Genomic DNA, 21,986 nt, shown 5'->3' with positions numbered 1-21,986 from the left:
ATGGGAAAAAAGAGAACAGAAAAAATCGTATTCGAAAACGTAAAAATCCTTGATGCAGGTGCAAAAGGTGTATCGGTAGCTAAAGCTCCTGATGGTAAAGTAATATTTCTTCCAAATGTAGTGCCAGGCGATGTGGTAGACGTACAAACCATGAAGAAAAGAAAAGCCTACTACGAAGGTAAAGCTATAAAAATCCATGAATTTTCAGAACATAGAATTGAACCGGTTTGCGACCATTTTGGTGCTTGTGGTGGTTGTAAATGGCAAAACATGAAGTATAGCCAACAATTGTTCTATAAAAATCAAGAAGTATACAACAATTTAAAGCGAATTGGTAAAATTGAATTGCCAGAATTCGAGCCCATATTAGGTTCAGAAAAGCAATTATTCTACCGAAATAAAATGGAATTTGGTTTCTCGAATGCGCGTTGGATGACCGATGCAGAAATTCAATCGGGAGCCGAATTTGACAATAAAAATGCACTTGGATTTCATATTCCAAGAATGTGGGATAAGATTTTAGATATTGAGAAATGTCATTTACAAGAAGATCCATCTAACGAAATTCGTAACGAAATTAAACGATTTGCTAACGAAAACAACTTAACGTTCTTCAATGCTAGAGCTGTGGAAGGTTTATTGCGAACATTGATGATTCGTACCGCTTCAACTGGAGAACTTATGGTGTTGATTCAGTTTTTTGAAAATGATAAAAACGGCATCGAATTAATGATGAATTTCTTAGTGGAGCGTTTTCCTCAAATTACGTCGTTACAATATGTTATCAATCAGAAATTGAATGACACGTTGTATGATCAAGACATTATTTTGTTCAAAGGGCGCGATTACATTTTGGAAGAAATGGAAGGCTTGCATTTTAGTATTAATGCAAAATCGTTCTATCAAACCAATTCGGATCAAGCGTATGAATTGTACAAAATCACGAGAGAATTTGCTGGATTAACTGGAAACGAAACCGTTTACGATTTATATACAGGAACCGGAACCATTGCCCAATTCGTATCTAAAAAAGCGAAAAAAGTAATTGGTGTAGAGGCCGTTCCAGAAGCGATTATAGATGCAAAAGCCAATGCCGAACGCAATAACATTACGAATTGTGAGTTTTATGTTGGGGATATGAAAAACGTTTTCAACGACGAATTCATCAACCAACACGGACAACCCGACGTTATCATCACCGATCCTCCAAGAGACGGAATGCACAAAGACGTAGTAGAAATGTTATTAAAAACGGATGTACCAAAAATTGTGTATGTTAGTTGTAATTCAGCAACACAAGCACGTGATTTGGCTTTGATGGACGAAAAATACAAAGTAGTTCGTGTGCGCCCAGTGGATATGTTCCCGCAAACGCATCATGTGGAAAACGTGGTTCTTTTAGAAAAACGATAATTAAATTTAAACCACATAGAAACATAGAAAAGCATTTTTTTTTGAGATAAACATAGCATTTCATTTACACAAAGCTATGAAAACTATGAAAAGTTTCACGTCTCAACTCATTTTGAAAAACTATATATCTATGTTGTAAAATAAAAAATCTATGAAAAAAATAGTTTTTATAACCCTATCCTTGCTTTTATCACTTTCTTTTTGGAACTGTGAAAAAGATGATATTTGTGCCGAAGGAACACCTGTAACACCAAGATTAATCATTGAATTTTACGATGCCGGTAATCCTACTGTTTTGAAGAATGTTACGAATCTTAGGGTTGAAGAATTCGGAACAGGTGAAGGTGTTGTATTTAATGAAAGTTTAGAAGATACAAATGAGGCTAGATATTTATCAAACGGAAATAAAATTGCAATCCCTTTAAAAACGTTTGCTGAAATCTCTGAATTTGATTTTAAATTCAATTACGGCGATGCTACTGAAAATAATGATGTAATTTCATTTACTTATGGTAAAGAAGATATTTACATTTCTCGCGCATGTGGTTACAAAACAATTTTTAACTCAACTGAAAATAGCCCTAGTGCTTTTCCTGTTGCAGGATATTGGATTCAAAATATCGAAGTAATTCAACCTAATATAGAAACCGAAAATGAAGTACATGTTAAGATATATTTTTAGTCTGACCTTGTTGTGTGTTTCATTATTAGGAAATGCACAAACCAAAGACACTGCAAAAGTTATGTATCCTGAACGCTATGGATTACGTTTGGGTGCTGATTTACATAAAATTGCCCGTTCGTTTTACGAAAAAAACTATCGTGGTTTTGAAGTAGTGGGAGATTATCGTTTAACCAAGCGTTTTTACATCGCTGGAGAACTTGGAAACGAAGACAAAACCGTAGACGATGATCGTTTAAACTTTACCACAAAAGGAACGTATTTTAAAGTGGGTTTTGATTACAACTCGTTTGAAAACTGGCTCGACATGGAAAACATGATTTATGTAGGAATGCGATATGGTGTAAGTAGTTTCAGCCACACCTTGAACAACTATAAAATTTATGACCCAACCAACTATTACGGAGAAAATATTGTTCTTTCAGGAGAAGAATTTAGTGGCTTAAATGCAAGTTGGTTAGAAGTTATCGGTGGTATCAAAGCGGAGTTATTTAACAATGTATACTTAGGTTTCTCTGTACGATTACACTATTTGGTTTCCAACAAAAAACCAGATGGATTTGACAATCTTTTCATACCTGGTTACAACCGAACGTATGATGGAAAATTTGGAGCAGGATTTAACTATACCTTAAGTTATTTCATTCCTATTTACAAGAAGAATAAAACGACAAACGAGAAAAAATAGAATGAAAATTAAATTTCTAGTTCTTGCTATATTATTCAGTTTAAATTCATTAAGTCAAAATTCAAAACTTAGTATAGAATTAAATTATCCAATACCATTTGACAATAATTTTATTGCAGAAAATTATAAAAGCATAATTGATGTTGGTCTAAAATACCGTTTCATTAATTCAAAAGTCATCAATGTTGGTGTTGCATTCAATGGAGGGGTTTTATATTTTGATAACAAAAGTTACTTTCAAGATTATAAAGTAACCAACTATATGCTTCAACCTAAAATATTTGGTGAATTTAATGTTCAGAAATTTCAACCTTTTATTGGCTTAGGATATACTTCAATGATCTTTGATTACAAAGGAAGCAATAATGGATTTGATATCAGTAATAAAAGTGATACACAAAGTGGGATTGATTTTAATATTGGCTTAAAATACATAGCGATGAAAAATCTTTTTGTTCAAATTCAATATGATTATATCATACTAAATGTCGGTGATGAAATTCCTAGAACAAAATACAACACTAATGTAAATTTATTAAAGATTGGAGTTGGATACCAATTTAATTAACATTAGCTGTAAGTGCTGGAAAATACACTTACAATAACTGTAATAATGCTAAAATAATTAAATGAGATATTTAAGAATTACTGGAATTCGAATCCTATTAAGCTTTTTTTTAGCCAATATGGCAATTGCCTTGTTGTTTGAAAATCCGAGTTATAACTTTCCAAAAATCCTATTGCATTTATTATTTATGGGATTAGCCTACTACGGATTAACACTTTATGTCAATAATAAGAAAAAATAATCTTAACAAAAAATCCAGAGCCTACATAGACTGCCCCAAAAAGTTAGACACTATTTGGGGACAGTGCAACACTCGCGATTTTACTATCCAACTTCTTTCACACCTTTTATAAAAAGCCACTTCATATAGATTTTTTCACCATCATGGGTTTTAACGGCTTGAAATTTTGGAGCCAAAATCAACGACACCATAAAAGCAGTTCCTGCAATCCACAATCCCTGTAAGTGTGAATAATTCATGACTAATAAATAAGCCGGAATATAAAACACACTAAATCCTAAGAAGTTATATAAGAATGATTTTACTTTTTTATTCATTGTTTATAATGTTTAATTGTTAAATCGATAAATTGTTGAATCGTTAAAATGACTTTTCACTTTTCACTTTTCACTTTTTACTTTTCACTTTTTACTTTTCACTTTACTCATCAGTATTCATATATTTTCCTTTCTTACTACCCTCATACATTTCGTATTTCACCAATCGTGCTTCAAGCTTACCATTGAAAAGTTTAATTTTTCTACTCGGTTTCAAACCTACGAATTTCAATGCTTCTAAATTAGCTGTGATGAACCAAGCGTTGGTATTTGGATAATTTTGTTTCAAGGTATCACCAATTTCTCTGTAAAAACGCTCCATATCAATATCCAAACGCTCTCCATAAGGCGGATTGAACACCATATGTAACGGACCTTCGGTTTCTTTTTTAGAATCGAAGAAATTTTCGTTGGTAATAGTAATGTATTCGTCTAAATTGGCATTTCTAACATTATCTTTTGCTTTTGTAACCGCACTTGGCGCTTTGTCATATCCTTTAATCGTATAATGAAATTCACGTGTTTTCTTTAATAACGATTCTAAAATGTTATCAAACAATTCGGCATCCCAATCGGTCCATTTCTCAAAAGCAAACTCTTTTCGATTGATATTCGCTGGAATATTACAAGCAATCATCGCTGCTTCGGCTAAAATAGTTCCCGAACCACACATTGGATCTAAGAAATGACTTTTCCCTTCCCAACCCGATAAAATCAACATTCCTGCTGCTAAAACTTCGTTGATAGGCGCAATATTGGTCGCACTTCTGTACCCTCTGTGATGTAAAGAAGCACCCGAAGTATCCAAAGAAACGGTTACGGTGTCTCGATCTATATGTATATGTATTTGTAAATCAGGAAAATCCTTATCGATGCTTGGGCGTTTGCCATTCAACTCACGAAATTGATCTACAATGGCATCTTTGGTTTTCAACGCAACAAACTGACTGTGATTGAAATGCTCCGAGTGTAAGGTAGTTTCTACTAAAAACGTTTGGTGTTCGTTCAAATACTCCGACCAATCCATTTTTTTGATACCCTCATATAAACTTTTATCGTTATAAGCTTTAAAAGTGTGAATGGGTTTCAAGATTTTTAAAGCAGTTCTTAAAGCCAAGTTCGCTTTGTACATAAACCCCTTATCCCCCATAAAACTCACCACTCGTGTTCCTATCTCTATTTTTTGAGCACCTAAAAGTTGTAATTCTTTGGCTAATATTTCTTCAAAACCAAAAAAAGTTTTAGCCGTCATTTTAAAATTTTCCATTATCTTTTTTTTTAAAATAGTAATTCCCTTTTCCTTACTATTGTTTTTCAATTGATCCCATAAACAGAAATCAATGTGTTTATTAATTGAATTATCGTGCAAAAATACACTAAATTTGCAAGTTCAAAGATATCAATCTCGTTTTAAATGTCAGATAACAACAACAAACAACAAACTAAAAACAACCAACCTACTTCAAACTGGTTCGAATCTTGGTTCGACACCCAATATTACCACATCTTATACAAAGAACGCAATGACGAAGAAGCGCAATTGTTAATGGACAATTTGACGAATTATTTAAACCTTCCCGAAGATGCCAAAATCTTAGATTTAGCCTGTGGAAAAGGACGTCATGCGATTTACTTAAATTCGCTCGGATTTGAAGTAACTGGCGTTGATTTATCAGAAAACAGTATCAAAGAAGCATCTGAGTTTGCTAATGATAAGCTGCATTTCAAAGTACATGATATGCGCGAAACCTGTAACGAAAAATACGATGCCATATTCAATTTATTTACCAGTTTTGGCTATTTCGAAGACAATGCCGATAATTACAAAACTATCAAAGCCATTCATAACAGTTTAACCGAAACCGGTTTTGGAGTAATCGACTTCATGAATGTGGATTATGTAATAGAAAATTTAGTGGCTGATGAAATAAAATCAGTGGATGGAATTGATTTTCACATCCAACGCTATTACAAAGACGATCACATTTTTAAAGAAATTTCATTCGAAGATAACGGAGAAAAATTTCATTTTACAGAAAAAGTGCAAGCCCTTCGTTTGGAAGATTTTGAAAGAATAATGGAGGAGGCAGGCATTTATCTCTTAGACATATTTGGCGATTACAAATTGCGAAAATTCTATAAAAACCAATCGGAACGTTTAATCATGATTTTTAAATAATGCAATATATCATTACTTTTTCGGCCGTAATTATTGGCTTTTTATTCGCGTTACTTTTAAAACCACAAAAAAAGAAAAACATCAAATTGTTATTGGCTTTTAGTGGTGCATTTTTGCTTTCGTTAACTGTTTTACACTTACTCCCCGAATTATTCAGTGAAGGGCATCACCATATTCACGAAGGAGAATCCCATCATGAGACTTTACCAGTAGGCGTTTTCATCATGATAGGAATTCTATTCCAAATCTTATTAGAATTTTTTTCAAAAGGAGCCGAACACGGTCATGTTCACGTGCATACCGACGAACACAATGAATTGCATCAGATCCCTTGGTTGTTGTTCATCAGTTTATGTCTCCATGCCCTATTAGAAGGGTTCCCTATTCACAATAATCACAACTTAGCATACGGAATTGCGGTGCACCACTTACCTATCGCTATTATTTTAACGTTATTTTTCGTGAATGCGAAAATGAATAAAATGATGGTTTTTGCTTTTATGTTTGCTTTTGCCTTGATGACTCCTATAGGTACGTTTTTAGCTGAACAAATGCATTTTGCTCAACATTACGCTAAAGAAATTTCGGCTATAGTAGTGGGAATTTTATTTCATATTTCCTCTACCATCATTTTTGAAAGTAATGAAGGCCATAAATTCAATTTGGCAAAAATCACCATGATTGTCATAGGATTTTTATTGGCATTTTTGATGGAGATGGGACATTCGCATTAATATTACTTTGCAACAAAAAAATAAGTAGTTTTTACTTAAATTTGAAAAACATTTAAATTAATAAACATGGGAATTTTTTCTGCCTTACTTGGAAATGCAGGTGCTGTAAATCAAGAAACTTTAATGAAAGATTACGGCAAATTACTAATCACAGGTGAAGAAATTGAATTGGGTTTCAAATTGATTCGCGATACCTTTATTTTCACCAATAAACGATTAATATTAATTGAAAAGCAAGGAATTACTGGCAGTAAAATTGAATATAAATCTATTACCTACAAGAGTATTTCGCGTTTTAGTGTAGAAACGGCAGGCACTTTCGACTTAGAAGCAGAATTAAAAATTTGGGTTTCTAGCGAAGCACATCCAAGTGTGGTGAAACAATTTAATAAATCTGTTAATGTATATGATGTACAAAATGTTTTGGCACATCATGTTTTAAAATAATCGCATGAATTTCACCAAAACCACCGAACAAACTTCCAATTACGAACATTTAGAAAAAATGTCGGTGAAGGATTTGTTGGCAAATATTAACAAGGAAGATAGGACCGTACCGTTAGCTGTTGAAAAAGCATTGCCTCAAATTGAAAAATTAGTGACTGAAATTGTATCGAAAATGAAACAAGGCGGTCGTTTGTTTTACATAGGCGCTGGAACTTCGGGACGTTTAGGAATAGTCGATGCTTCAGAATGTCCCCCTACATTTGGAGTTCCGTTTGATTGGGTTATCGGAATTATTGCAGGTGGTGATACAGCAATAAGAAAAGCCGTAGAATTTGCCGAAGACAACCGAGAACAAGCTTGGAAAGATTTACAACAATGGCACATCAATGAAAACGATGTTGTGGTTGGAATTGCCGCTTCAGGGACCACACCTTATGTAATTGGCGGTTTAGAAATGTGTAATCAAAACAACATCAGCACAGGAAGTATTAGTTGTAATGCGGAAAGTCCGTTATCAAAAACGGCAAAATTTCCTATTGATGTGGTCGTAGGTCCAGAATTCGTAACCGGAAGTTCTCGCATGAAAGCAGGAACGGCTCAGAAATTAGTTTTAAACATGATTTCGACTACAACCATGATTCAACTAGGACGTGTAAAAGGCAATAAGATGGTAGATATGCAATTGAGTAACACCAAATTAATCGACAGAGGAACTCGGATGATTATGGAAGAAATTCCAGTGAGTTATGAAGAAGCTGGAAAACTTTTAGAAACACACAGAAGTGTCAGAAATGCAGTGAATTTTTATAATAACAACAAATAAAAAAACATGAAATATTTACTTTTAATACTATCCCTACTTAACTTTTCACTTTCTTTTTCTCAAGAAATAGTTTTTAAAAATAGGGATTTTTATCAAAATGAAGAAAAACTTACTAATTCTGAAATTAAAGAAAAATTAGCTGAAGATATAACAGCGTTAGCATATTATAAAACGGCTAAAACCAAAAGTACCGTTGGAGGTTTATTGCTTGGATTTGGATTAGGATTTATGTTAACAGATGCAATTGTTGGAGGAAACACCTATAACTATAAATTCCCGGGAGCTCCAACATTCATTGGCTTAGGTGCGATTGTTATTTCTATCCCTGTTTTATCAGGTAGGGAAAAACTCTTGAATAAGAGTGTTGATACCTACAACGCAAATATAAAATCGAAATTAGACAATTCTGACAATGCTCTTGAACTAAATATAGTTAGTAACAATAGTGGCTTTGGAATTCAATTAAATTTTTAAATCTATACAAGATGAAACAATTTTTTTTAACAATTACCATAGTAAGCTTTTCGTTATCTTTCGCACAAAAATTAGAATACACAAACGGGAAAATTTTTCAAAATGGAGAACAATTATCTTCTTTTGAAACTAAAAAAGCGATGGAAACCGATTTAAAGGCTTTACATGTTTTCAAAAAAGCAAAAACAAAAGAATCTGTTGGAGGCTTTATTTTGGGTTTGGGCTTAGGCGGAACTGTTGCTGATTTAGTTATGGGATTAACTTCAGAAGTAAAATATCCGAGTGCTCTTACTTATGCAGGTGTTGGTTTAATGGCGATTTCCATCCCTATTTTATCTGGAAAAAAGAAAATGGTTCAAGAAAGTATCGATATGTATAATTCTGGTTTACAAGATCAAAAGAAAAGTTTAGGCGACAATTTCGAATTCAATATCGTAAATAATTCTAATGGTCTTGGACTTCAAATTAATTTCTAATGGCTACAGATAAAAATATACTCGTTAAAGGCATTAAATATCTCGGAGGTGCTTTGCCTTTATTATTTCTTGGCCCAATCGTTATTAATAACGCATTTACCAACGAAAAACATCCGTATTATCCTTACGTATTGGCTTTAGGGATTGTGATCGCTTTTGCAGCCATTTTTTTAATTTACAAAGGAATTAATACCATGGTGAAAAGCTTGTTTGATGGCGATAGAAAAGGGTAATAATAGGTGAAACGTTAACAACATTTTTAATGTCGAAACTTCAAAAAACTCAAATTAGTAAAACGTATCTGTGTAGCGCTCGCAACATAAAATAAGAGATAAAGAAGTCCGTGAAACGCTATGCAATAACAAGTTAAAATATGAAATCAAAAACACTATATTCTTGTTGCAGTTTACTACTCCTTAGCTTGCTAACTTCATGTTACCAACAAGAGCGTAATTGTAACCATTTTAAAACAGGAAAATTTAGATCCGAAACCGAAATCGAAGGCAAAAAATTCACGAGTACGTTTGAACGAAACGATTCGATTCAAATCGAAATGTATGAAGGAAAAATTGACACCTTTAAAGTACGTTGGACAAACGATTGCGAATATATCATTCAAAACATCAACCCAAAAAACCGCGAAGAAAGAAAGGCAATTCAAATGAAAATTTTGACAACCAAAGACAATACTTACACTTTTGAATATTCTTTTGTGGGCGATTCAAAAAAACAACGCGGTACCGTAACAAAAACAAATTAATCCCGTATAACAAGATTTAAAACATAAATAAAATGGAAGTATTTTTAAACCCTGATGCTTGGATAGCCCTTTTAACCCTAACATTTTTAGAAATTATTTTAGGTATCGATAACATCATCTTTATTTCAATCGTAACTGGAAAATTACCAGAAGAAAAGCGAAAAAAAGCCACACGAATTGGATTATTTTTAGCCATGTTCATGCGCATCGCATTACTTTTTGGAATCACCATTTTAATTGCAATGAAAGCACCTTGGTTTAGTTTTGATTTTGGTTGGTTCTCAGCTGAAATTACAGGTCAAGCTCTAATTTTATTATTAGGAGGATTATTTCTTATCTATAAAAGCACCAAAGAAATTCATGAAAAGGTAGATCACAAAGGCGAAGAAGAAAAAGAATTAAAAACGTCAGCTACAAAATCATTTGGAAGTGTTATTGGACAAATTCTTCTTATCGATTTGATTTTCTCTGTTGACAGTATCTTAACCGCTGTGGGAATGACTAATGGTATTGAAGGGGCATTAGTTATCATGGTTACTGCAGTAGTAATTTCAGTTGGTGTTATGATGTTGTTTGCCGTACCTGTTGGAAATTTCGTAAACGCAAATCCATCAATTCAAATCTTAGGTTTAGCCTTCTTAATCCTAATTGGATTTATGCTAATTACGGAAAGTATGCACTTATCTAATGCCGAACTAGTTGGACAACATGTAGGTGCAGTTCCAAAAGGCTATTTGTATTTTGCTATTGCTTTTTCATTAGCTGTAGAATTTATAAATATGAAAATGCGTAAGAAAGCGAATTAGAATTCGGAACAAATAGTTAGTATTCCTATTCAAAATACAATAAAAAATGGTGACTTCGAAAACCTTAGTGACCATTTTTATTTTTATTACTATTAGGGTTAGTTTAGATTTGTATTACTATAAAGATATATTATAATTTAATAAAGTCTAAAAAATCATTTTTTAATTGATTTGCGGTTTGTACTACTATTAAGTCATTAAAATTATTAAAATTATTAAAATTATTAAAATTATTAAAATTATTAAAATTATTAAAATTATTAAAATTATTAAAATTATTAAAATTATTAAAATTATTTGTCTTAAAAATAATTAAGAAATCATTCTCGAAATATGCTTTCGATAGAACTTCGCTTTTATTAAAAGTTTTACTTTTTAAAGATGTACACTCATATCTTATAATCTTATTCTCGCTGAAATAATAAACTTCATTAAAAACATTTTCACTTAAATTGTGCGTGTAAACAACTTTTAGAAGTTTATCATTAATGTAAAAACCATCAATATGAAAACTTCCAATCTTTTTATAAAAAAACACAAATTTCTTTTTTTTAATTATTCCTGAACTTTGATAAGTTTTATATTCATTTGGTTTCAAACTATTTATTGATGAACAAATTGAATCAATTAGTAAAAGTTTTGAAGTGTTAGCGTCTTGCCCATATAATGAGGAAGCAAATACAAAAAATAAAAGTAAAATGCATTTCATCAATTATTGTTTTTAAGACAATCCTGTAATTCTTCCTTCGTTATCAATATCAATACGTTCTGCGTTGGGAATCGCTGGTAAGCCTGGCATTCGCATAACGTCTCCTAAAAGCGGCACCACAAATCCAGCACCTGAAGAAATTTCAAACTCGCGAACCGTAATATCAAAATTCGCAGGACGACCGATTAATTTTTCATTATCGGAAAAACTCGCTGGGGTTTTGGCCATACAAATCGAAAAGTGACCAAATCCTAAATCGTTAATCATTTTCAATTGCGTTTTCGATTTTGGAGAAAACTCAACCGAATTCGCCCCATAAATGGTTTTGGCAACTACATTAATTTTATGTTCAATAGAATCCGAAGATTGGTACAACGGTTTATAATTCGCAGTTCCTTTTTCAATTTCTGCTATTACTTTTTGTGCCACTTCAGCCGAACCTTTTCCACCATGAGCAAAGGCCGTACTTACAATTGCAGTAACTCCTTTAGTCGCACACAATTCTTTCAGTTTATCATATTCCGCTTGTGTATCATCTGGAAAAGCATTGATACAAACCACAGGATTCAATCCAAATTGTTGCATGTTTTCAATGTGTCTTTCCAAATTGCAAAAGCCTTTTTCAATTGCGCTTACGTTTTCCGTTTTAAAATCTTCCGCTACTAAACCTGCATGATGTTTAATGGCTCTAATTGTTGCTACTAAAACAACAGCATCGGGTTTTAAACCGCTTTGCTCGCATTTAATATGCAAGAATTTTTCAGCACCTAAATCAGCTCCAAAACCTGCTTCTGTTACTACGTAATCTCCTAATGACAAGCCCATTTTGGTCGCAATTGCCGTATTCGTTCCTTGCGCAATACTAGCAAATGGCCCTCCGTGTAAAATGGCTGGATTTCCATCAATCGTTTGTACTAAATTAGGCTTAATAGCGTCTTTTAATAAAGTTGCCATGGCTCCTACTACATTCAAATCTCTAGCAAAAATAGCTTTCCCATCTACTGTTTTCCCAACAAATATATTTCCTAATCGAAATTTCAAATCTTCTAAATCTTTTGCCAAACATAAAATCGCCATGACTTCAGAAGCGGGAGTAATATTGAAACCATCTTCACGCATAGTTCCATTTGCTTTCGCTCCTACTCCAATAATGATTTGACGTAAAGAACGGTCGTTCATGTCCATTACACGCTTCCATGCAATCGATTTTGGATCAAGATTTAAAGAATATTTCGAGTTTTGTAAATTGTTATCAATCACTGCCGAAAGCAAGTTATTTGCCTTTTCAATTGCGGAAAAATCACCAGTAAAATGCAAATTGATGTCTTCCATTGGCAACACTTGTACATAACCACCACCAGCAGCACCACCTTTTAAACCAAAAACAGGTCCAAGTGAAGGCTCACGTAAAACAGCAATCGCTTTTTTACCAATGTAATTCAAACCATCCGTCAAACCGATTGACATAGTAGTTTTTCCTTCTCCATATTTCGTTGGCGACATAGCCGAAACTAAAATTAGTTTCCCTTTTGGGTTTTCTTGTTGTAAGTGTAGTGGTAATTTGGCTTTGTACTTGCCGTAAAATTCTAAATCGTCTTCTGAGATGTTGATTTTTTTAGCAATATCTTTTATGTGAGACATCGTTGCATTTTGCGCAATTTCAATATCTGATGGAAATGTTGACATGTTGTTATGTATTAATTTAGGACGAAGTTAAATTTTTAAATTCGAATGAAAAATGATAAAAATCAATAAAATCATGTAACAATTTGAAACATGATGTATCAAAAGGTAAATTTAAACAAAAACAACATGAAAACGCAATCATTTTTAATGGCATTAGCCATGGTCTTTATTACACAAATTTCAAATGGTCAAAAAGCATTTACGGTAAATGTAAAAGGAAAAGGAGAACCTATTTTATTGTTCCCAGGATTTGGATGTACGGGCGAACTTTGGGAAGAAACCGTTACAGAATTATCAAAAACTAACGAATGTCACATTTTTACTTTTGCTGGATTTGGGAATGTTTCCCCAATCGAAACACCATGGCTAACAACCATTAAAGAGGAAATTATAAAATATGTAAAAGAAGAAAAATTAGAAAAACCCACTTTGATGGGACATAGTTTAGGCGGAACACTAAGCCTTTGGTTAGCTGCTACCGAAACAGCTATGTTCAAAAAAGCAATTTTAGTGGATGCGCTTCCAGGATCTGCTGCTTTAATGATTCCTAATTATAAGGGAGAAAAAATACCTTATGATAACCCACAAAGCAATGCGATGCTTAAAATGAGTAAGACTGAATTCGACTCTATGAATTCTCAATCCGTTTCGTATATGTGCTTGAATAAAAACAAACACGAAACCATTAACAAATGGATGTGTTTAGCCGACAGAAAAACCTATGTTTATGGATATATCGATATGCTTAATTTAGATTTGAGAAAAGATATTGCAAAAATTAAAATTCCTGTTGTAATTTTAGCGGCATCATCTCCAAACTTAGAAATGGTTAAAAACACTTATACCAAGCAATATGAAAATTTACCAAGTGTAGTCATACATTATGCTGAAAATGCAGCTCACTTTGTAATGTATGATCAACCCGAATGGTTTTTAAAAAATGTCAAACTAACACTGAACTAAAGTGGATAAAAAGCAACAGTTCAATATCATTTATCAAGAACACTATCCAAAAGTATTCCGACTTTGTAAAGGTTACTTCCAAGGGGATACTGCTCTTGCTGACGATGCCTCTCAAGAAGTTTTTATTAAAATTTGGGAAAAACTAGATACGTTTCGAAAGGAAGCAAACATTAGCACTTGGATATACAGAATAGCCGTCAACACCTGTTTGTTACATCTCAGAAAGAAAAAATCAAAGAAAGAATTTAACACCGATTCGTTTCCCATAATTCCTTCGGAAAATTATTCAGAAGAAAAAGATGTACAACTAAAAAAGATGTACGATTGCATTCAAAAACTAGATGAAACAGGTAAAATAATTATCCTTATGATTTTAGAAGGATTTGATTATGAAAAAATTTCGGATGTTACAGGAATCAAAGAAGAATCTTTACGAGTTCGTATTCACCGAATCAAAAAAAATTTAACTCAATGTGTACAACAATGAAAACATTCGAAAATTTACAAGATATTTGGAATGCCCAAAGTATTTCAAATCACAAAAAAAATACAGCTGAATTGATTGTAATGGCAGAAGAACATTCCAAAAAGATACAATTAAATCACATTGGCACTCTAGTAATTATTGGCATCACAACATTAATTTTGATTACCTATTTTATTTGGATAGGAAGCTATTCTTTTTCCTTTTTTACATTAGGATTAGCACTAATGATAAGCTCAATGTTAATTCGTATTCTAATTGAAGGGGTTAGTATAAGAAAATTTGAGTCTCTAAATACTTCATTACCCTTAGTTGATTACTGTAAAAAAGCAACTGCTTTTTATGAGTGGAGAAAAAAAATTCATTATGTCGTTACTCCTATTATCTATATGGTTTACTTATTAGGCTTTTCACTATTAATCCCAACATTCAAAACGGAATTTTCAACTCCATTCTTCATATACCTAGTGGTTAGTGGTTATGGATTTTTAATAGGTTTTGCCTTTTTCTTAAGAAAAAAATTAAAAAATGAAATGGAAATTTTAGCGTTTTTGAAAAATATCCAATAAGCAAAAAAGCCTTTCAAATTGAAAGGCTTTTCGTTATTCCAAAGACAACGTAATTTGTCCGTCGTCGTCTAATTCTATATTGAAATCTTGAATATCGTTTCCTTCATCTGTAGCATCGTTAATTGGAATTTCTGGTTCTTCCAAAACTTCTTCATAAGGCAGAGGATCCAACATATTGATTTGCTTAATTTTATCCGCAGTTAATTGATTCCCTAACGCTTTAATTCCTTTTACTGCTATGAATTGCTCTAAATCGACTACCTGATTTTCCTTTTGAACGCCTTTGACTTTCGCAAAAACAACTTCCGCTACTGGACGCCAATCGGTAGCTACAATCTCCAATTGTGATTTTTCGTGTTCGGTTATGAAAATTTCCTCTTTGTTTTCGTTTTCAATTAAGAAACGTTTCACAAAATAACGTTCTTTTTCGCCATCAAAATAAATACACGAAATCGGTTTATTTGGATTCCATTTTTCCAAAACAATCATATCTTCTTCAAAATGGGTAGAAAGCTCTGGTATTATCGTTTTCAGTTTTCCTGATTGATTGATAATTAATAAGCGGTCATTGGGTTTAAATTCGCCTAATAACTCCCCTCTTCCATCTACATTCAAACGTTGCACCGTATCATCAAACCAAACTTTTCTGGGACGTAGTGTAGAAATCCCTTTTTCTTTGAGTTCTATTTTTTTGATTGGATGTTTGGTTACTGTATTTCCGCGTGAAGCCCTTCCTTTGATTGCAATTTCAGAGAAATCGACATCCCATTTCAGTTTTTTCACACTTCCTACTTGACGCAATAAAATAGTCACCACTTCTGCTTCTCCATTTGGATTCGCTGAAAAATAGGACACCATCGATCCTGATTTTTCTTGTGTTAAATCATAGAATTTGTCACGAGTTACCCCAGAAACATTGAAACGCTTGATAAAAGTTGAACCGTTTTTACCATCACGATACATCATGTTGTAAATGGTACGTTTATCGTTTTTATCAAAAACAGCAACGTGTATAATGTCTTTACCGATGAACTTTTTATCATCAATTTTCGTTACCATCATTTTTCCATCGCGTAAGAAAACGATAATGTCATCTATATCGGAACATTCGCCCACGTATTCGTCTTTTTTCAAGCCCATTCCTACGAAACCTTCTTCTCTATTCACATAGAACTTTTGGTTACGCAATACTACTTTCGTCGCTTGAATATTATCGAAATTACGTAATTCGGTTAAGCGTTCTCTTCCTTTTCCGTATTTGTCTTTTAAATTGGTGAAATAATCTACCGCGTAATCAATCAAATGATCTAAATGGTATTTCACTTGCTCGATTTCGGCTTCCAATTTCGCAATCGCATCGTCAGCTTTATCCGAGTCAAATCGTGTGATACGAATCATTGGAATTTGCGTCAAACGTTGCAAATCATCGTCTTCAATTTCGCGGATTAAAATGGTTTTGAAAGGCTCAAATCGGTCGTACATGTAGTTGTAAAGCGAATCTCTATCCGAATACAATTTGAAGTCGATATACATCTCTTCACGAATGAAAATCTTTTCTAAATTCGCAAAATGCCACTTGCCTTCAAGTTCGTCTAATTGAATTTCCAATTCGCGTTTTAGAATATTCAAAGTACGATTCGTAGAAATCTTCAAAATATCGGAAACGCCAATAAATAAAGGCTTATTGCAATTTTCAATCACACAACCTAGAGGCGCAATAGACAATTCACAATCGGTGAACGCATATAACGCATCAATCATTTTGTCTGGTGAAGTTCCGGGTTGTAAATGGATTAAGATTTCAACCTCAGCAGCGGTATTGTCTTCAATTTTCTTGATCTTGATTTTTCCTTTTTCATTGGCTTTCAAGATACTATCAATCAATTTGGTCGTATCGGTTGAAAATGGAATTTGGGTAATCACCAACGTATTTTTATCTAAAGGTGCAATTCTAGCTCTCACACGAACACGAGAACCTCGCATTCCATCATTATAGTTAGAAACATCGGCAATTCCGGCTGTTGGAAAATCTGGGAATAAAGTGAATGGTTTTCCTTTTAAAATTTTAATTGACGCATCAATTAACTCAATGAAATTATGAGGTAAAACCTTAGTCGATAAACCTACGGCAATACCTTCACCACCTTGCGCTAACAATAATGGGAATTTTACGGGTAAATGAATCGGTTCGTTTTTACGACCATCGTAGCTCAATTGCCATTGGGTAACTTTTGGCGAGAACAACACATCGTGGCCAAATTTTGAAATCCGTGCTTCAATGTAACGTGGAGCTGCGGCTCCGTCACCGGTTAGAATATTCCCCCAGTTTCCTTGACAATCAATCAACAAATCTTTTTGTCCGATGTTCACCATTGCGTCGCCAATACTCGCATCTCCGTGTGGATGATACTGCATGGTGTGTCCGATGATATTCGCCACTTTGTTATAACGACCGTCATCCAACTCTTTCATGGAATGCATAATACGACGTTGTACCGGTTTAAAACCGTCTTCAATCGCAGGAACGGCACGCTCTAAAATTACATAGGAAGCGTAATCCAAGAACCAATCCTTGTACATTCCTGTAACTTTCGTAATGGTATCCTCTGGATTTTCGTTGTTTTCGTAAAAATGATGTCCCGTTGACAAATGAATATCTTCAAAACCTTCCTCTTTTTGAGGCTGGTCTTGATGCTCTAAATTGTCGTCTTCTGGGATGATGTTATCTTCTTCGTCTTTCATGATTTTGTAGCACTATGTTACTCAAAGTTTACACAAAGTTTCACAATGTTTAAAATTTATTCTTTTTTCTGTAATAATTACAAATATCTAATTCTATACTTAACCGAATTCAATTCCGTAGACAGTGATTGTGGAATTCTTGGTTTTGATATTACAATCAACAACTACTTCTTTCATGTTTTTGTATCACTATGTTACTCAAAGTTTACACTAAGTTTCACAATGTTTATATTTCTACTTTGTTTTTTTTTGTTTTTTTAGCACTATGATTCTCAAAGTTTTTTACGAAGTAACTCAATGTTTTAAAATTAATTTGTGTGACTTTGTGCTTTACATTGTGATACTTTGTGTACCAAAAAACAATGTTATAATATTAATCTTTTTATACCGTCTTTTAATGATTTCTTATAAAAATTTAAAAGCAATCCTAATCTGCATTCCGATAGTTTCATGTAAGTTAAACATTGAGCAGTATGTTCAATAGTAAAATCTTCAACTACTTTCAATTCAACTATAACTTTATTATTTACTAGAATATCTACTCGGTAACCACAATCCATTTTTATATCTTCATAAATAACTGGAAATGGACATTCTTGTTTAACTTCTAATCCGCATTTTGTTAACTCATAAGCTAAACATTCTCTATACACTTTTTCCAACAATCCTGAACCTAACTTTGTATGAACTTTGTAGGCACAATCTAAAATTATTCGGCTTATTTCGTTTTCTTCAGTCATATTTTATCATATCTCAATGTTACACTATGTTTTTCAATAAGTTTCACAATGCTTAAAATTCCTTTGAGTGACTTTGTGCCTTACATTGTGAAACTTTGTGCTACGCTTACTTCTCTACCACATCCAACTCCACTTTCAAATTGTTGATGATGAACTCTTGTCGGTCTGGGGTGTTTTTACCCATGTAGAACTCTAACAAGGTTTCAATCGTGGTGGCTTTATCTAACATGACAGGATCTAAACGAATGTCTTGCCCTATGAAATGCTTAAACTCATCTGGCGAAATCTCCCCTAATCCTTTGAATCGGGTGATTTCTGGTTTTGGTTTTAGTTTTTCGATGGCGTTAACGCGTTCTTCTTCACTGTAACAGTAAATCGTTTCCTTTTTATTTCGCACACGAAATAAAGGCGTTTGTAAAATATACAAGTGTCCGTCTTTGATTAACTCAGGAAAAAACTGTAAGAAAAACGTAATCAACAACAAGCGAATGTGCATCCCATCCACATCGGCATCAGTTGCGATTACGATGTTGTTGTAGCGCAAATCTTCCATCGATTCTTCAATGTCTAATGCGGCCTGCAATAAATTGAATTCTTCGTTTTCGTACACGATTTTTTTCGTCATTCCATACGAATTCAAGGGCTTTCCACGTAAACTGAAAACCGCTTGTGTATTTACATCGCGACTTTTGGTAATCGAACCCGAAGCCGAATCTCCCTCGGTAATAAAAAGCGTACTTTCTAAACTTCTAGGATTTTTAGCATCGGTTAAATGCACACGGCAATCACGTAATTTTTTATTGTGTAAACTTGCTTTTTTAGCGCGTTCTTTAGCTAATTTACGAATTCCTGAAAGTTCTTTACGTTCACGTTCGGCTTGCAAAATCTTACGAAGTAACGCATCGGCAACTTCTGGATTTTTATGTAAGAAGTTATCTAAATTCGTTTTGATGAAATCATTTACAAACGTACGAACCGTTGGACCATTTGGACCGATATCGGTAGAACCTAATTTAGTTTTCGTTTGTGATTCGAATACGGGTTCTTCAACCTTAACCGAAACTGCAGACACAATTGATTTACGAATATCAGAAGCTTCGAAAGGTTTGTTGTAAAACTCTTTGATGGTTTTTACAATCGCCTCACGAAAAGCACCTAAATGGGTTCCTCCTTGTGTAGTGTTTTGTCCATTTACGAACGAATGGTATTCTTCAGAATATTGAGATTTACTGTGCGTAATTGCGACTTCGATATCGTCTCCTTCCAAGTGAATGATAGGATATACCATATCTTCTGCCGAAATATTTTCTTCTAATAAATCTTTCAATCCATAGTCCGAAACGTATTTTTCACCATTGTAATAAATCGTTAAACCACGATTCAAATAACAATAGTTTTTGAGCATTTTAATGATGTACTCGTTTCGGTATTTGTAATTTTTGAAAATCGTATCATCAGCAACGAAAGAAACTTTGGTTCCTTTTCGTTTAGTAGTTTCTTGAATATCTTCTTCAAGTGTTAGATTTCCAGCTGAGAATTCGGCTGCTTTTTGTTGGTTATCACGAACGGATTCTACACGGAAATAATTTGAAAGCGCATTCACGGCTTTTGTTCCGACACCATTTAAACCAACAGATTTCTTAAAGGCTTTAGAATCGTACTTTCCTCCTGTGTTCATTTTGGAAACTACATCGACTACTTTTCCTAACGGAATGCCTCGACCGTAATCGCGAACGGTTACCAATTTATCTTTGATAGTGACTTCAATGGTTTTTCCGGCACCCATAACGAATTCATCGATACAGTTGTCCATTACTTCCTTTAACAGAATGTAAATACCATCATCAGGCGATGAACCGTCACCTAATTTTCCGATATACATACCCGGACGCATACGAATGTGCTCTTTCCAATCGAGCGAACGTATGTTGTCTTCGGTATATTGATTTTGCTCTAACATAGACAGATTTTGGATTTTGTGCAATATAGCATTTATCTCCAAAGTTTAGAAGCGAAAAACCGAGAAGTTATTGACAAAATATGGTTAAGAAGATAGAAAAAAGAGTTAAGAAAAAAGACTTTCTAATTACTCATAATGTCTAAAAATTCCACTATCCGAAATTGTCCAAAGAGCAGCTTTTTGATTGGCTGCTTTTAAGGCTTGGTTTGCCCAAGAATTGCAAGTGTAAAATAATGAATAACTTCCGTTTGCTTCGTAAAAAACATCGTGTTTTCCGTAAACGGCATCGGTTTCAATTTTTAGGAAATCGCCTGATTTGATTTGGAAAGATTCGTTAATAAATGCAATTAACTTTTTATAATTTTCTAACGAAATTTGAATCTTTTTGCAAGATTGATTCTCTTTCAAATTTTTATAAAACGTTACATGCATTGCTGACGAACTCAATCCTGAAACCGCTTTTAAAGCTGTACTTGTTTTTAAATCTGCCCAAGTTGGTGTTTCTAAATAAAAACCTTTATCGCCCCAGCCTAAAGCTACATATTGATACGTAGTATCTTTTGATTTTGTTTCTTCAAATTTGAGTTGGTTTGACCAATCGTGATGTTCATTTTTAATTGGCAAAACGATATCGGTATGCACACCGTTTGTTAGAATGTAAATGGGAATTTCTTTTTGATTTTCAACCAAATCTTCGTTTACAGAAATAAAAGACAATAACGTTACGATTAACAAATACGTGACCAATGATAAAATGAAAATCACTATGTATTTCAGCAGCTTTTTGATAATTTTCATTTTGCAATTTTCTTGTATTTTGATTCATAACCAAAGTTTTTAACTTCAAAAAATCTTTTAAATTCAGATCTTGATGGAAAAATCACATACGTTGTCGAATCTAACTGTTTGGATTTTACTTTAGTTATAGAATCCATTTTTCTTAAATCATCATCCGAATACAAATACTTAATTACCAATTTATCTTTATTCAAATAAACCAATTTAGATTGCCAATAAATGGAATCTTTATCACTTATAACCAACTTACCATTAATCCGTTTCGCTTTTTGTTTATCAGAAAAGATAAAAAAAGTATCTATTTCCTTTTTTGAAAATTCAATAGAATCTCCAATAATTTTATCTTCTAAAAAAGTCGTTTCATTTTTGAACCTATATTTACCATTATCGCTCACAATTTCATCAGCAATTGAATCTAAACTATTTTTATGGATTCGAAATTTAAAAAAACTTTCTTTAGCAATCATTTTTTTGGAAACATTCAAATAGATGGAATCTTCATTTACATACAATCCTAAATATTTATTTGGAATTGAATTTAACTCTGAATCATTGATAGGCTGTGGTTCTTGATAATAATATGTGTTACCAATAGGGTATTCTGCTGCTCGTTCTTTGCAAGAAGCATAAAATAGCATTATTGCCGATAAAATTAAGAGATTTTTCATGATAGTTTGTTTTGATTCCAAAGGCAAATTTTGTGCCACAAAAAAACCGCTGAAAAGCT

At 33.2% G+C, this 21,986-nt stretch carries 26 protein-coding genes; 17 read left to right on the top strand and 9 right to left on the bottom strand.

Going from position 1 to position 21,986, the window contains the following annotated elements:
• From rlmD to BUE95_RS13570, 5 genes are all read left to right on the top strand, one after another.
• Nucleotides 1–1,413 carry a 23S rRNA (uracil(1939)-C(5))-methyltransferase RlmD gene (rlmD, locus tag BUE95_RS09330; protein ID WP_073583754.1) on the top strand — a complete coding sequence of 471 codons (1,413 nt, stop codon included), beginning with the start codon at nucleotides 1–3 and terminating at the stop codon, nucleotides 1,411–1,413.
• Between the two features lie 151 nt (nucleotides 1,414–1,564).
• A complete protein-coding gene (locus tag BUE95_RS09325) occupies nucleotides 1,565–2,095 on the top strand; it encodes a DUF6452 family protein (RefSeq protein ID WP_073583752.1) in 531 nt (176 codons plus the stop codon).
• Entirely contained in the window at nucleotides 2,076–2,783 is a 708-nt protein-coding gene (locus tag BUE95_RS09320) for a DUF6048 family protein (protein ID WP_073583750.1), read from the top strand. Before BUE95_RS09325 ends, BUE95_RS09320 begins: the two co-directional genes overlap by 20 nt.
• A 1-nt stretch (nucleotide 2,784) precedes the next feature.
• Entirely contained in the window at nucleotides 2,785–3,351 is a 567-nt protein-coding gene (locus BUE95_RS09315) for an outer membrane protein (protein WP_073583748.1), read from the top strand.
• Nucleotides 3,352–3,412: 61 nt separating this feature from the next.
• Entirely contained in the window at nucleotides 3,413–3,592 is a 180-nt protein-coding gene (locus BUE95_RS13570) for a hypothetical protein (protein ID WP_143165266.1), read from the top strand.
• A gap of 83 nt (nucleotides 3,593–3,675) precedes the next feature.
• Here BUE95_RS13570 and BUE95_RS09310 read toward each other — a convergent pair whose 3' ends face one another.
• Together BUE95_RS09310 and BUE95_RS09305 are read right to left on the bottom strand one after the other, a co-directional pair.
• A complete protein-coding gene (locus tag BUE95_RS09310) occupies nucleotides 3,676–3,909 on the bottom strand; it encodes a hypothetical protein (RefSeq protein ID WP_073583746.1) in 234 nt (77 codons plus the stop codon).
• Between the two features lie 103 nt (nucleotides 3,910–4,012).
• Nucleotides 4,013–5,176 (bottom strand): THUMP domain-containing class I SAM-dependent RNA methyltransferase, encoded by a 1,164-nt coding sequence (locus BUE95_RS09305; protein ID WP_073584184.1) that lies wholly within the window; start codon nucleotides 5,174–5,176, stop codon nucleotides 4,013–4,015.
• Nucleotides 5,177–5,323: 147 nt separating this feature from the next.
• Here BUE95_RS09305 and BUE95_RS09300 point away from each other — a divergent pair, with 147 nt between their 5' ends.
• The 9 genes from BUE95_RS09300 (at nucleotide 5,324) to BUE95_RS09260 (ending at nucleotide 10,608) form a co-directional block, all read left to right on the top strand.
• On the top strand, nucleotides 5,324–6,088 hold the full coding sequence (locus BUE95_RS09300) for an SAM-dependent methyltransferase (protein ID WP_073583744.1): 765 nt from the start codon (nucleotides 5,324–5,326) through the stop codon (nucleotides 6,086–6,088).
• The gene (locus BUE95_RS09295; RefSeq protein ID WP_073583742.1) at nucleotides 6,088–6,822 is read left to right on the top strand and encodes a ZIP family metal transporter; all 735 of its coding nucleotides are present in this window, start codon (nucleotides 6,088–6,090) and stop codon (nucleotides 6,820–6,822) included. Before BUE95_RS09300 ends, BUE95_RS09295 begins: the two co-directional genes overlap by 1 nt.
• Nucleotides 6,823–6,888: 66 nt before the next feature.
• Complete coding sequence (locus tag BUE95_RS09290) at nucleotides 6,889–7,269, top strand: PH domain-containing protein (RefSeq protein WP_073583740.1); 381 nt, start codon at nucleotides 6,889–6,891, stop codon at nucleotides 7,267–7,269.
• A 4-nt stretch (nucleotides 7,270–7,273) separates the two neighbouring features.
• Nucleotides 7,274–8,092 carry an N-acetylmuramic acid 6-phosphate etherase gene (murQ, locus tag BUE95_RS09285; protein ID WP_073583738.1) on the top strand — a complete coding sequence of 273 codons (819 nt, stop codon included), beginning with the start codon at nucleotides 7,274–7,276 and terminating at the stop codon, nucleotides 8,090–8,092.
• A 6-nt stretch (nucleotides 8,093–8,098) separates the two neighbouring features.
• On the top strand, nucleotides 8,099–8,566 hold the full coding sequence (locus BUE95_RS09280; RefSeq protein ID WP_073583736.1) for a hypothetical protein: 468 nt from the start codon (nucleotides 8,099–8,101) through the stop codon (nucleotides 8,564–8,566).
• An 11-nt stretch (nucleotides 8,567–8,577) separates the two neighbouring features.
• Nucleotides 8,578–9,042, top strand: coding sequence for a hypothetical protein (locus tag BUE95_RS09275; RefSeq protein ID WP_073583734.1), 465 nt, complete (start codon nucleotides 8,578–8,580; stop codon nucleotides 9,040–9,042).
• Complete coding sequence (locus BUE95_RS09270; protein ID WP_073583732.1) at nucleotides 9,042–9,275, top strand: DUF6095 family protein; 234 nt, start codon at nucleotides 9,042–9,044, stop codon at nucleotides 9,273–9,275. Before BUE95_RS09275 ends, BUE95_RS09270 begins: the two co-directional genes overlap by 1 nt.
• Nucleotides 9,276–9,415: 140 nt before the next feature.
• A complete protein-coding gene (locus tag BUE95_RS09265) occupies nucleotides 9,416–9,802 on the top strand; it encodes a DNA topoisomerase IV (RefSeq protein WP_073583730.1) in 387 nt (128 codons plus the stop codon).
• Nucleotides 9,803–9,834: 32 nt separating this feature from the next.
• Nucleotides 9,835–10,608, top strand: a complete 774-nt coding sequence (locus BUE95_RS09260; RefSeq protein WP_073583728.1) for a TerC family protein — start codon at nucleotides 9,835–9,837, stop codon at nucleotides 10,606–10,608.
• A gap of 130 nt (nucleotides 10,609–10,738) precedes the next feature.
• Here the strand turns inward: BUE95_RS09260 and BUE95_RS09255 are convergent, their stop codons facing one another.
• Both BUE95_RS09255 and BUE95_RS09250 read right to left on the bottom strand, forming a co-directional pair.
• Complete coding sequence (locus BUE95_RS09255; protein ID WP_143165265.1) at nucleotides 10,739–11,206, bottom strand: hypothetical protein; 468 nt, start codon at nucleotides 11,204–11,206, stop codon at nucleotides 10,739–10,741.
• Nucleotides 11,207–11,329: 123 nt separating this feature from the next.
• On the bottom strand, nucleotides 11,330–13,003 hold the full coding sequence (locus tag BUE95_RS09250) for a formate--tetrahydrofolate ligase (protein ID WP_073583724.1): 1,674 nt from the start codon (nucleotides 13,001–13,003) through the stop codon (nucleotides 11,330–11,332).
• A 126-nt stretch (nucleotides 13,004–13,129) separates the two neighbouring features.
• On the opposite strand from BUE95_RS09250, the gene BUE95_RS09245 reads away from it, so the two are divergent.
• From BUE95_RS09245 to BUE95_RS09235, 3 genes are read left to right on the top strand one after another with little or no spacing between them, the layout of a single operon-like run.
• Nucleotides 13,130–13,966, top strand: a complete 837-nt coding sequence (locus BUE95_RS09245; protein WP_073584182.1) for an alpha/beta fold hydrolase — start codon at nucleotides 13,130–13,132, stop codon at nucleotides 13,964–13,966.
• A 1-nt stretch (nucleotide 13,967) separates the two neighbouring features.
• Nucleotides 13,968–14,453 carry an RNA polymerase sigma factor gene (locus tag BUE95_RS09240; RefSeq protein WP_073583722.1) on the top strand — a complete coding sequence of 162 codons (486 nt, stop codon included), beginning with the start codon at nucleotides 13,968–13,970 and terminating at the stop codon, nucleotides 14,451–14,453.
• Entirely contained in the window at nucleotides 14,450–15,019 is a 570-nt protein-coding gene (locus BUE95_RS09235) for a hypothetical protein (protein ID WP_143165264.1), read from the top strand. The genes BUE95_RS09240 and BUE95_RS09235 overlap by 4 nt, the downstream gene beginning before the upstream one ends.
• A 33-nt stretch (nucleotides 15,020–15,052) precedes the next feature.
• Here the strand turns inward: BUE95_RS09235 and BUE95_RS09230 are convergent, their stop codons facing one another.
• The 5 genes from BUE95_RS09230 to BUE95_RS09210 all read right to left on the bottom strand — a co-directional run bounded on the left by BUE95_RS09230 (nucleotide 15,053) and on the right by BUE95_RS09210 (nucleotide 21,927).
• Nucleotides 15,053–17,761, bottom strand: a complete 2,709-nt coding sequence (locus BUE95_RS09230; protein ID WP_084530263.1) for a DNA gyrase/topoisomerase IV subunit A — start codon at nucleotides 17,759–17,761, stop codon at nucleotides 15,053–15,055.
• A gap of 365 nt (nucleotides 17,762–18,126) precedes the next feature.
• Entirely contained in the window at nucleotides 18,127–18,501 is a 375-nt protein-coding gene (locus BUE95_RS09225; protein WP_073583718.1) for a GxxExxY protein, read from the bottom strand.
• A 106-nt stretch (nucleotides 18,502–18,607) separates the two neighbouring features.
• Nucleotides 18,608–20,461 (bottom strand): DNA topoisomerase IV subunit B, encoded by a 1,854-nt coding sequence (locus BUE95_RS09220; protein ID WP_026726247.1) that lies wholly within the window; start codon nucleotides 20,459–20,461, stop codon nucleotides 18,608–18,610.
• A 126-nt stretch (nucleotides 20,462–20,587) separates the two neighbouring features.
• Entirely contained in the window at nucleotides 20,588–21,259 is a 672-nt protein-coding gene (locus BUE95_RS09215) for a TIGR02117 family protein (RefSeq protein WP_073583716.1), read from the bottom strand.
• Nucleotides 21,256–21,927 (bottom strand): hypothetical protein, encoded by a 672-nt coding sequence (locus tag BUE95_RS09210; RefSeq protein WP_143165263.1) that lies wholly within the window; start codon nucleotides 21,925–21,927, stop codon nucleotides 21,256–21,258. Before BUE95_RS09210 ends, BUE95_RS09215 begins: the two co-directional genes overlap by 4 nt.
• Nucleotides 21,928–21,986 lie beyond the last annotated feature (59 nt).

It is taken from the genome of Flavobacterium cucumis, from assembly GCF_900148835.1.
GTDB lineage: Bacteria > Bacteroidota > Bacteroidia > Flavobacteriales > Flavobacteriaceae > Flavobacterium > Flavobacterium cucumis.
Note: the sequence above shows the minus strand (reverse complement) of the source record. Positions and strands in the feature narration are given on the sequence as shown.

Excerpts from the sequence above, each read along its gene's own strand:
- rlmD (WP_073583754.1), top strand. The coding sequence starts at position 1 with ATGGGAAAAAAGAGAACAGAAAAAATCGTATTCGAAAACGTAAAAATC.
- BUE95_RS09325 (WP_073583752.1), top strand. The coding sequence starts at position 1,565 with ATGAAAAAAATAGTTTTTATAACCCTATCCTTGCTTTTATCACTTTCT.
- BUE95_RS09320 (WP_073583750.1), top strand. The coding sequence starts at position 2,076 with ATGTTAAGATATATTTTTAGTCTGACCTTGTTGTGTGTTTCATTATTA.
- BUE95_RS09315 (WP_073583748.1), top strand. The coding sequence starts at position 2,785 with ATGAAAATTAAATTTCTAGTTCTTGCTATATTATTCAGTTTAAATTCA.
- BUE95_RS13570 (WP_143165266.1), top strand. The coding sequence starts at position 3,413 with ATGAGATATTTAAGAATTACTGGAATTCGAATCCTATTAAGCTTTTTT.
- BUE95_RS09310 (WP_073583746.1), bottom strand. The coding sequence starts at position 3,909 with ATGAATAAAAAAGTAAAATCATTCTTATATAACTTCTTAGGATTTAGT.
- BUE95_RS09305 (WP_073584184.1), bottom strand. The coding sequence starts at position 5,176 with ATGGAAAATTTTAAAATGACGGCTAAAACTTTTTTTGGTTTTGAAGAA.
- BUE95_RS09300 (WP_073583744.1), top strand. The coding sequence starts at position 5,324 with ATGTCAGATAACAACAACAAACAACAAACTAAAAACAACCAACCTACT.
- BUE95_RS09295 (WP_073583742.1), top strand. The coding sequence starts at position 6,088 with ATGCAATATATCATTACTTTTTCGGCCGTAATTATTGGCTTTTTATTC.
- BUE95_RS09290 (WP_073583740.1), top strand. The coding sequence starts at position 6,889 with ATGGGAATTTTTTCTGCCTTACTTGGAAATGCAGGTGCTGTAAATCAA.
- murQ (WP_073583738.1), top strand. The coding sequence starts at position 7,274 with ATGAATTTCACCAAAACCACCGAACAAACTTCCAATTACGAACATTTA.
- BUE95_RS09280 (WP_073583736.1), top strand. The coding sequence starts at position 8,099 with ATGAAATATTTACTTTTAATACTATCCCTACTTAACTTTTCACTTTCT.
- BUE95_RS09275 (WP_073583734.1), top strand. The coding sequence starts at position 8,578 with ATGAAACAATTTTTTTTAACAATTACCATAGTAAGCTTTTCGTTATCT.
- BUE95_RS09270 (WP_073583732.1), top strand. The coding sequence starts at position 9,042 with ATGGCTACAGATAAAAATATACTCGTTAAAGGCATTAAATATCTCGGA.
- BUE95_RS09265 (WP_073583730.1), top strand. The coding sequence starts at position 9,416 with ATGAAATCAAAAACACTATATTCTTGTTGCAGTTTACTACTCCTTAGC.
- BUE95_RS09260 (WP_073583728.1), top strand. The coding sequence starts at position 9,835 with ATGGAAGTATTTTTAAACCCTGATGCTTGGATAGCCCTTTTAACCCTA.
- BUE95_RS09250 (WP_073583724.1), bottom strand. The coding sequence starts at position 13,003 with ATGTCAACATTTCCATCAGATATTGAAATTGCGCAAAATGCAACGATG.
- BUE95_RS09245 (WP_073584182.1), top strand. The coding sequence starts at position 13,130 with ATGAAAACGCAATCATTTTTAATGGCATTAGCCATGGTCTTTATTACA.
- BUE95_RS09235 (WP_143165264.1), top strand. The coding sequence starts at position 14,450 with ATGAAAACATTCGAAAATTTACAAGATATTTGGAATGCCCAAAGTATT.
- BUE95_RS09230 (WP_084530263.1), bottom strand. The coding sequence starts at position 17,761 with ATGAAAGACGAAGAAGATAACATCATCCCAGAAGACGACAATTTAGAG.
- BUE95_RS09225 (WP_073583718.1), bottom strand. The coding sequence starts at position 18,501 with ATGACTGAAGAAAACGAAATAAGCCGAATAATTTTAGATTGTGCCTAC.
- BUE95_RS09220 (WP_026726247.1), bottom strand. The coding sequence starts at position 20,461 with ATGTTAGAGCAAAATCAATATACCGAAGACAACATACGTTCGCTCGAT.
- BUE95_RS09215 (WP_073583716.1), bottom strand. The coding sequence starts at position 21,259 with ATGAAAATTATCAAAAAGCTGCTGAAATACATAGTGATTTTCATTTTA.
- BUE95_RS09210 (WP_143165263.1), bottom strand. The coding sequence starts at position 21,927 with ATGAAAAATCTCTTAATTTTATCGGCAATAATGCTATTTTATGCTTCT.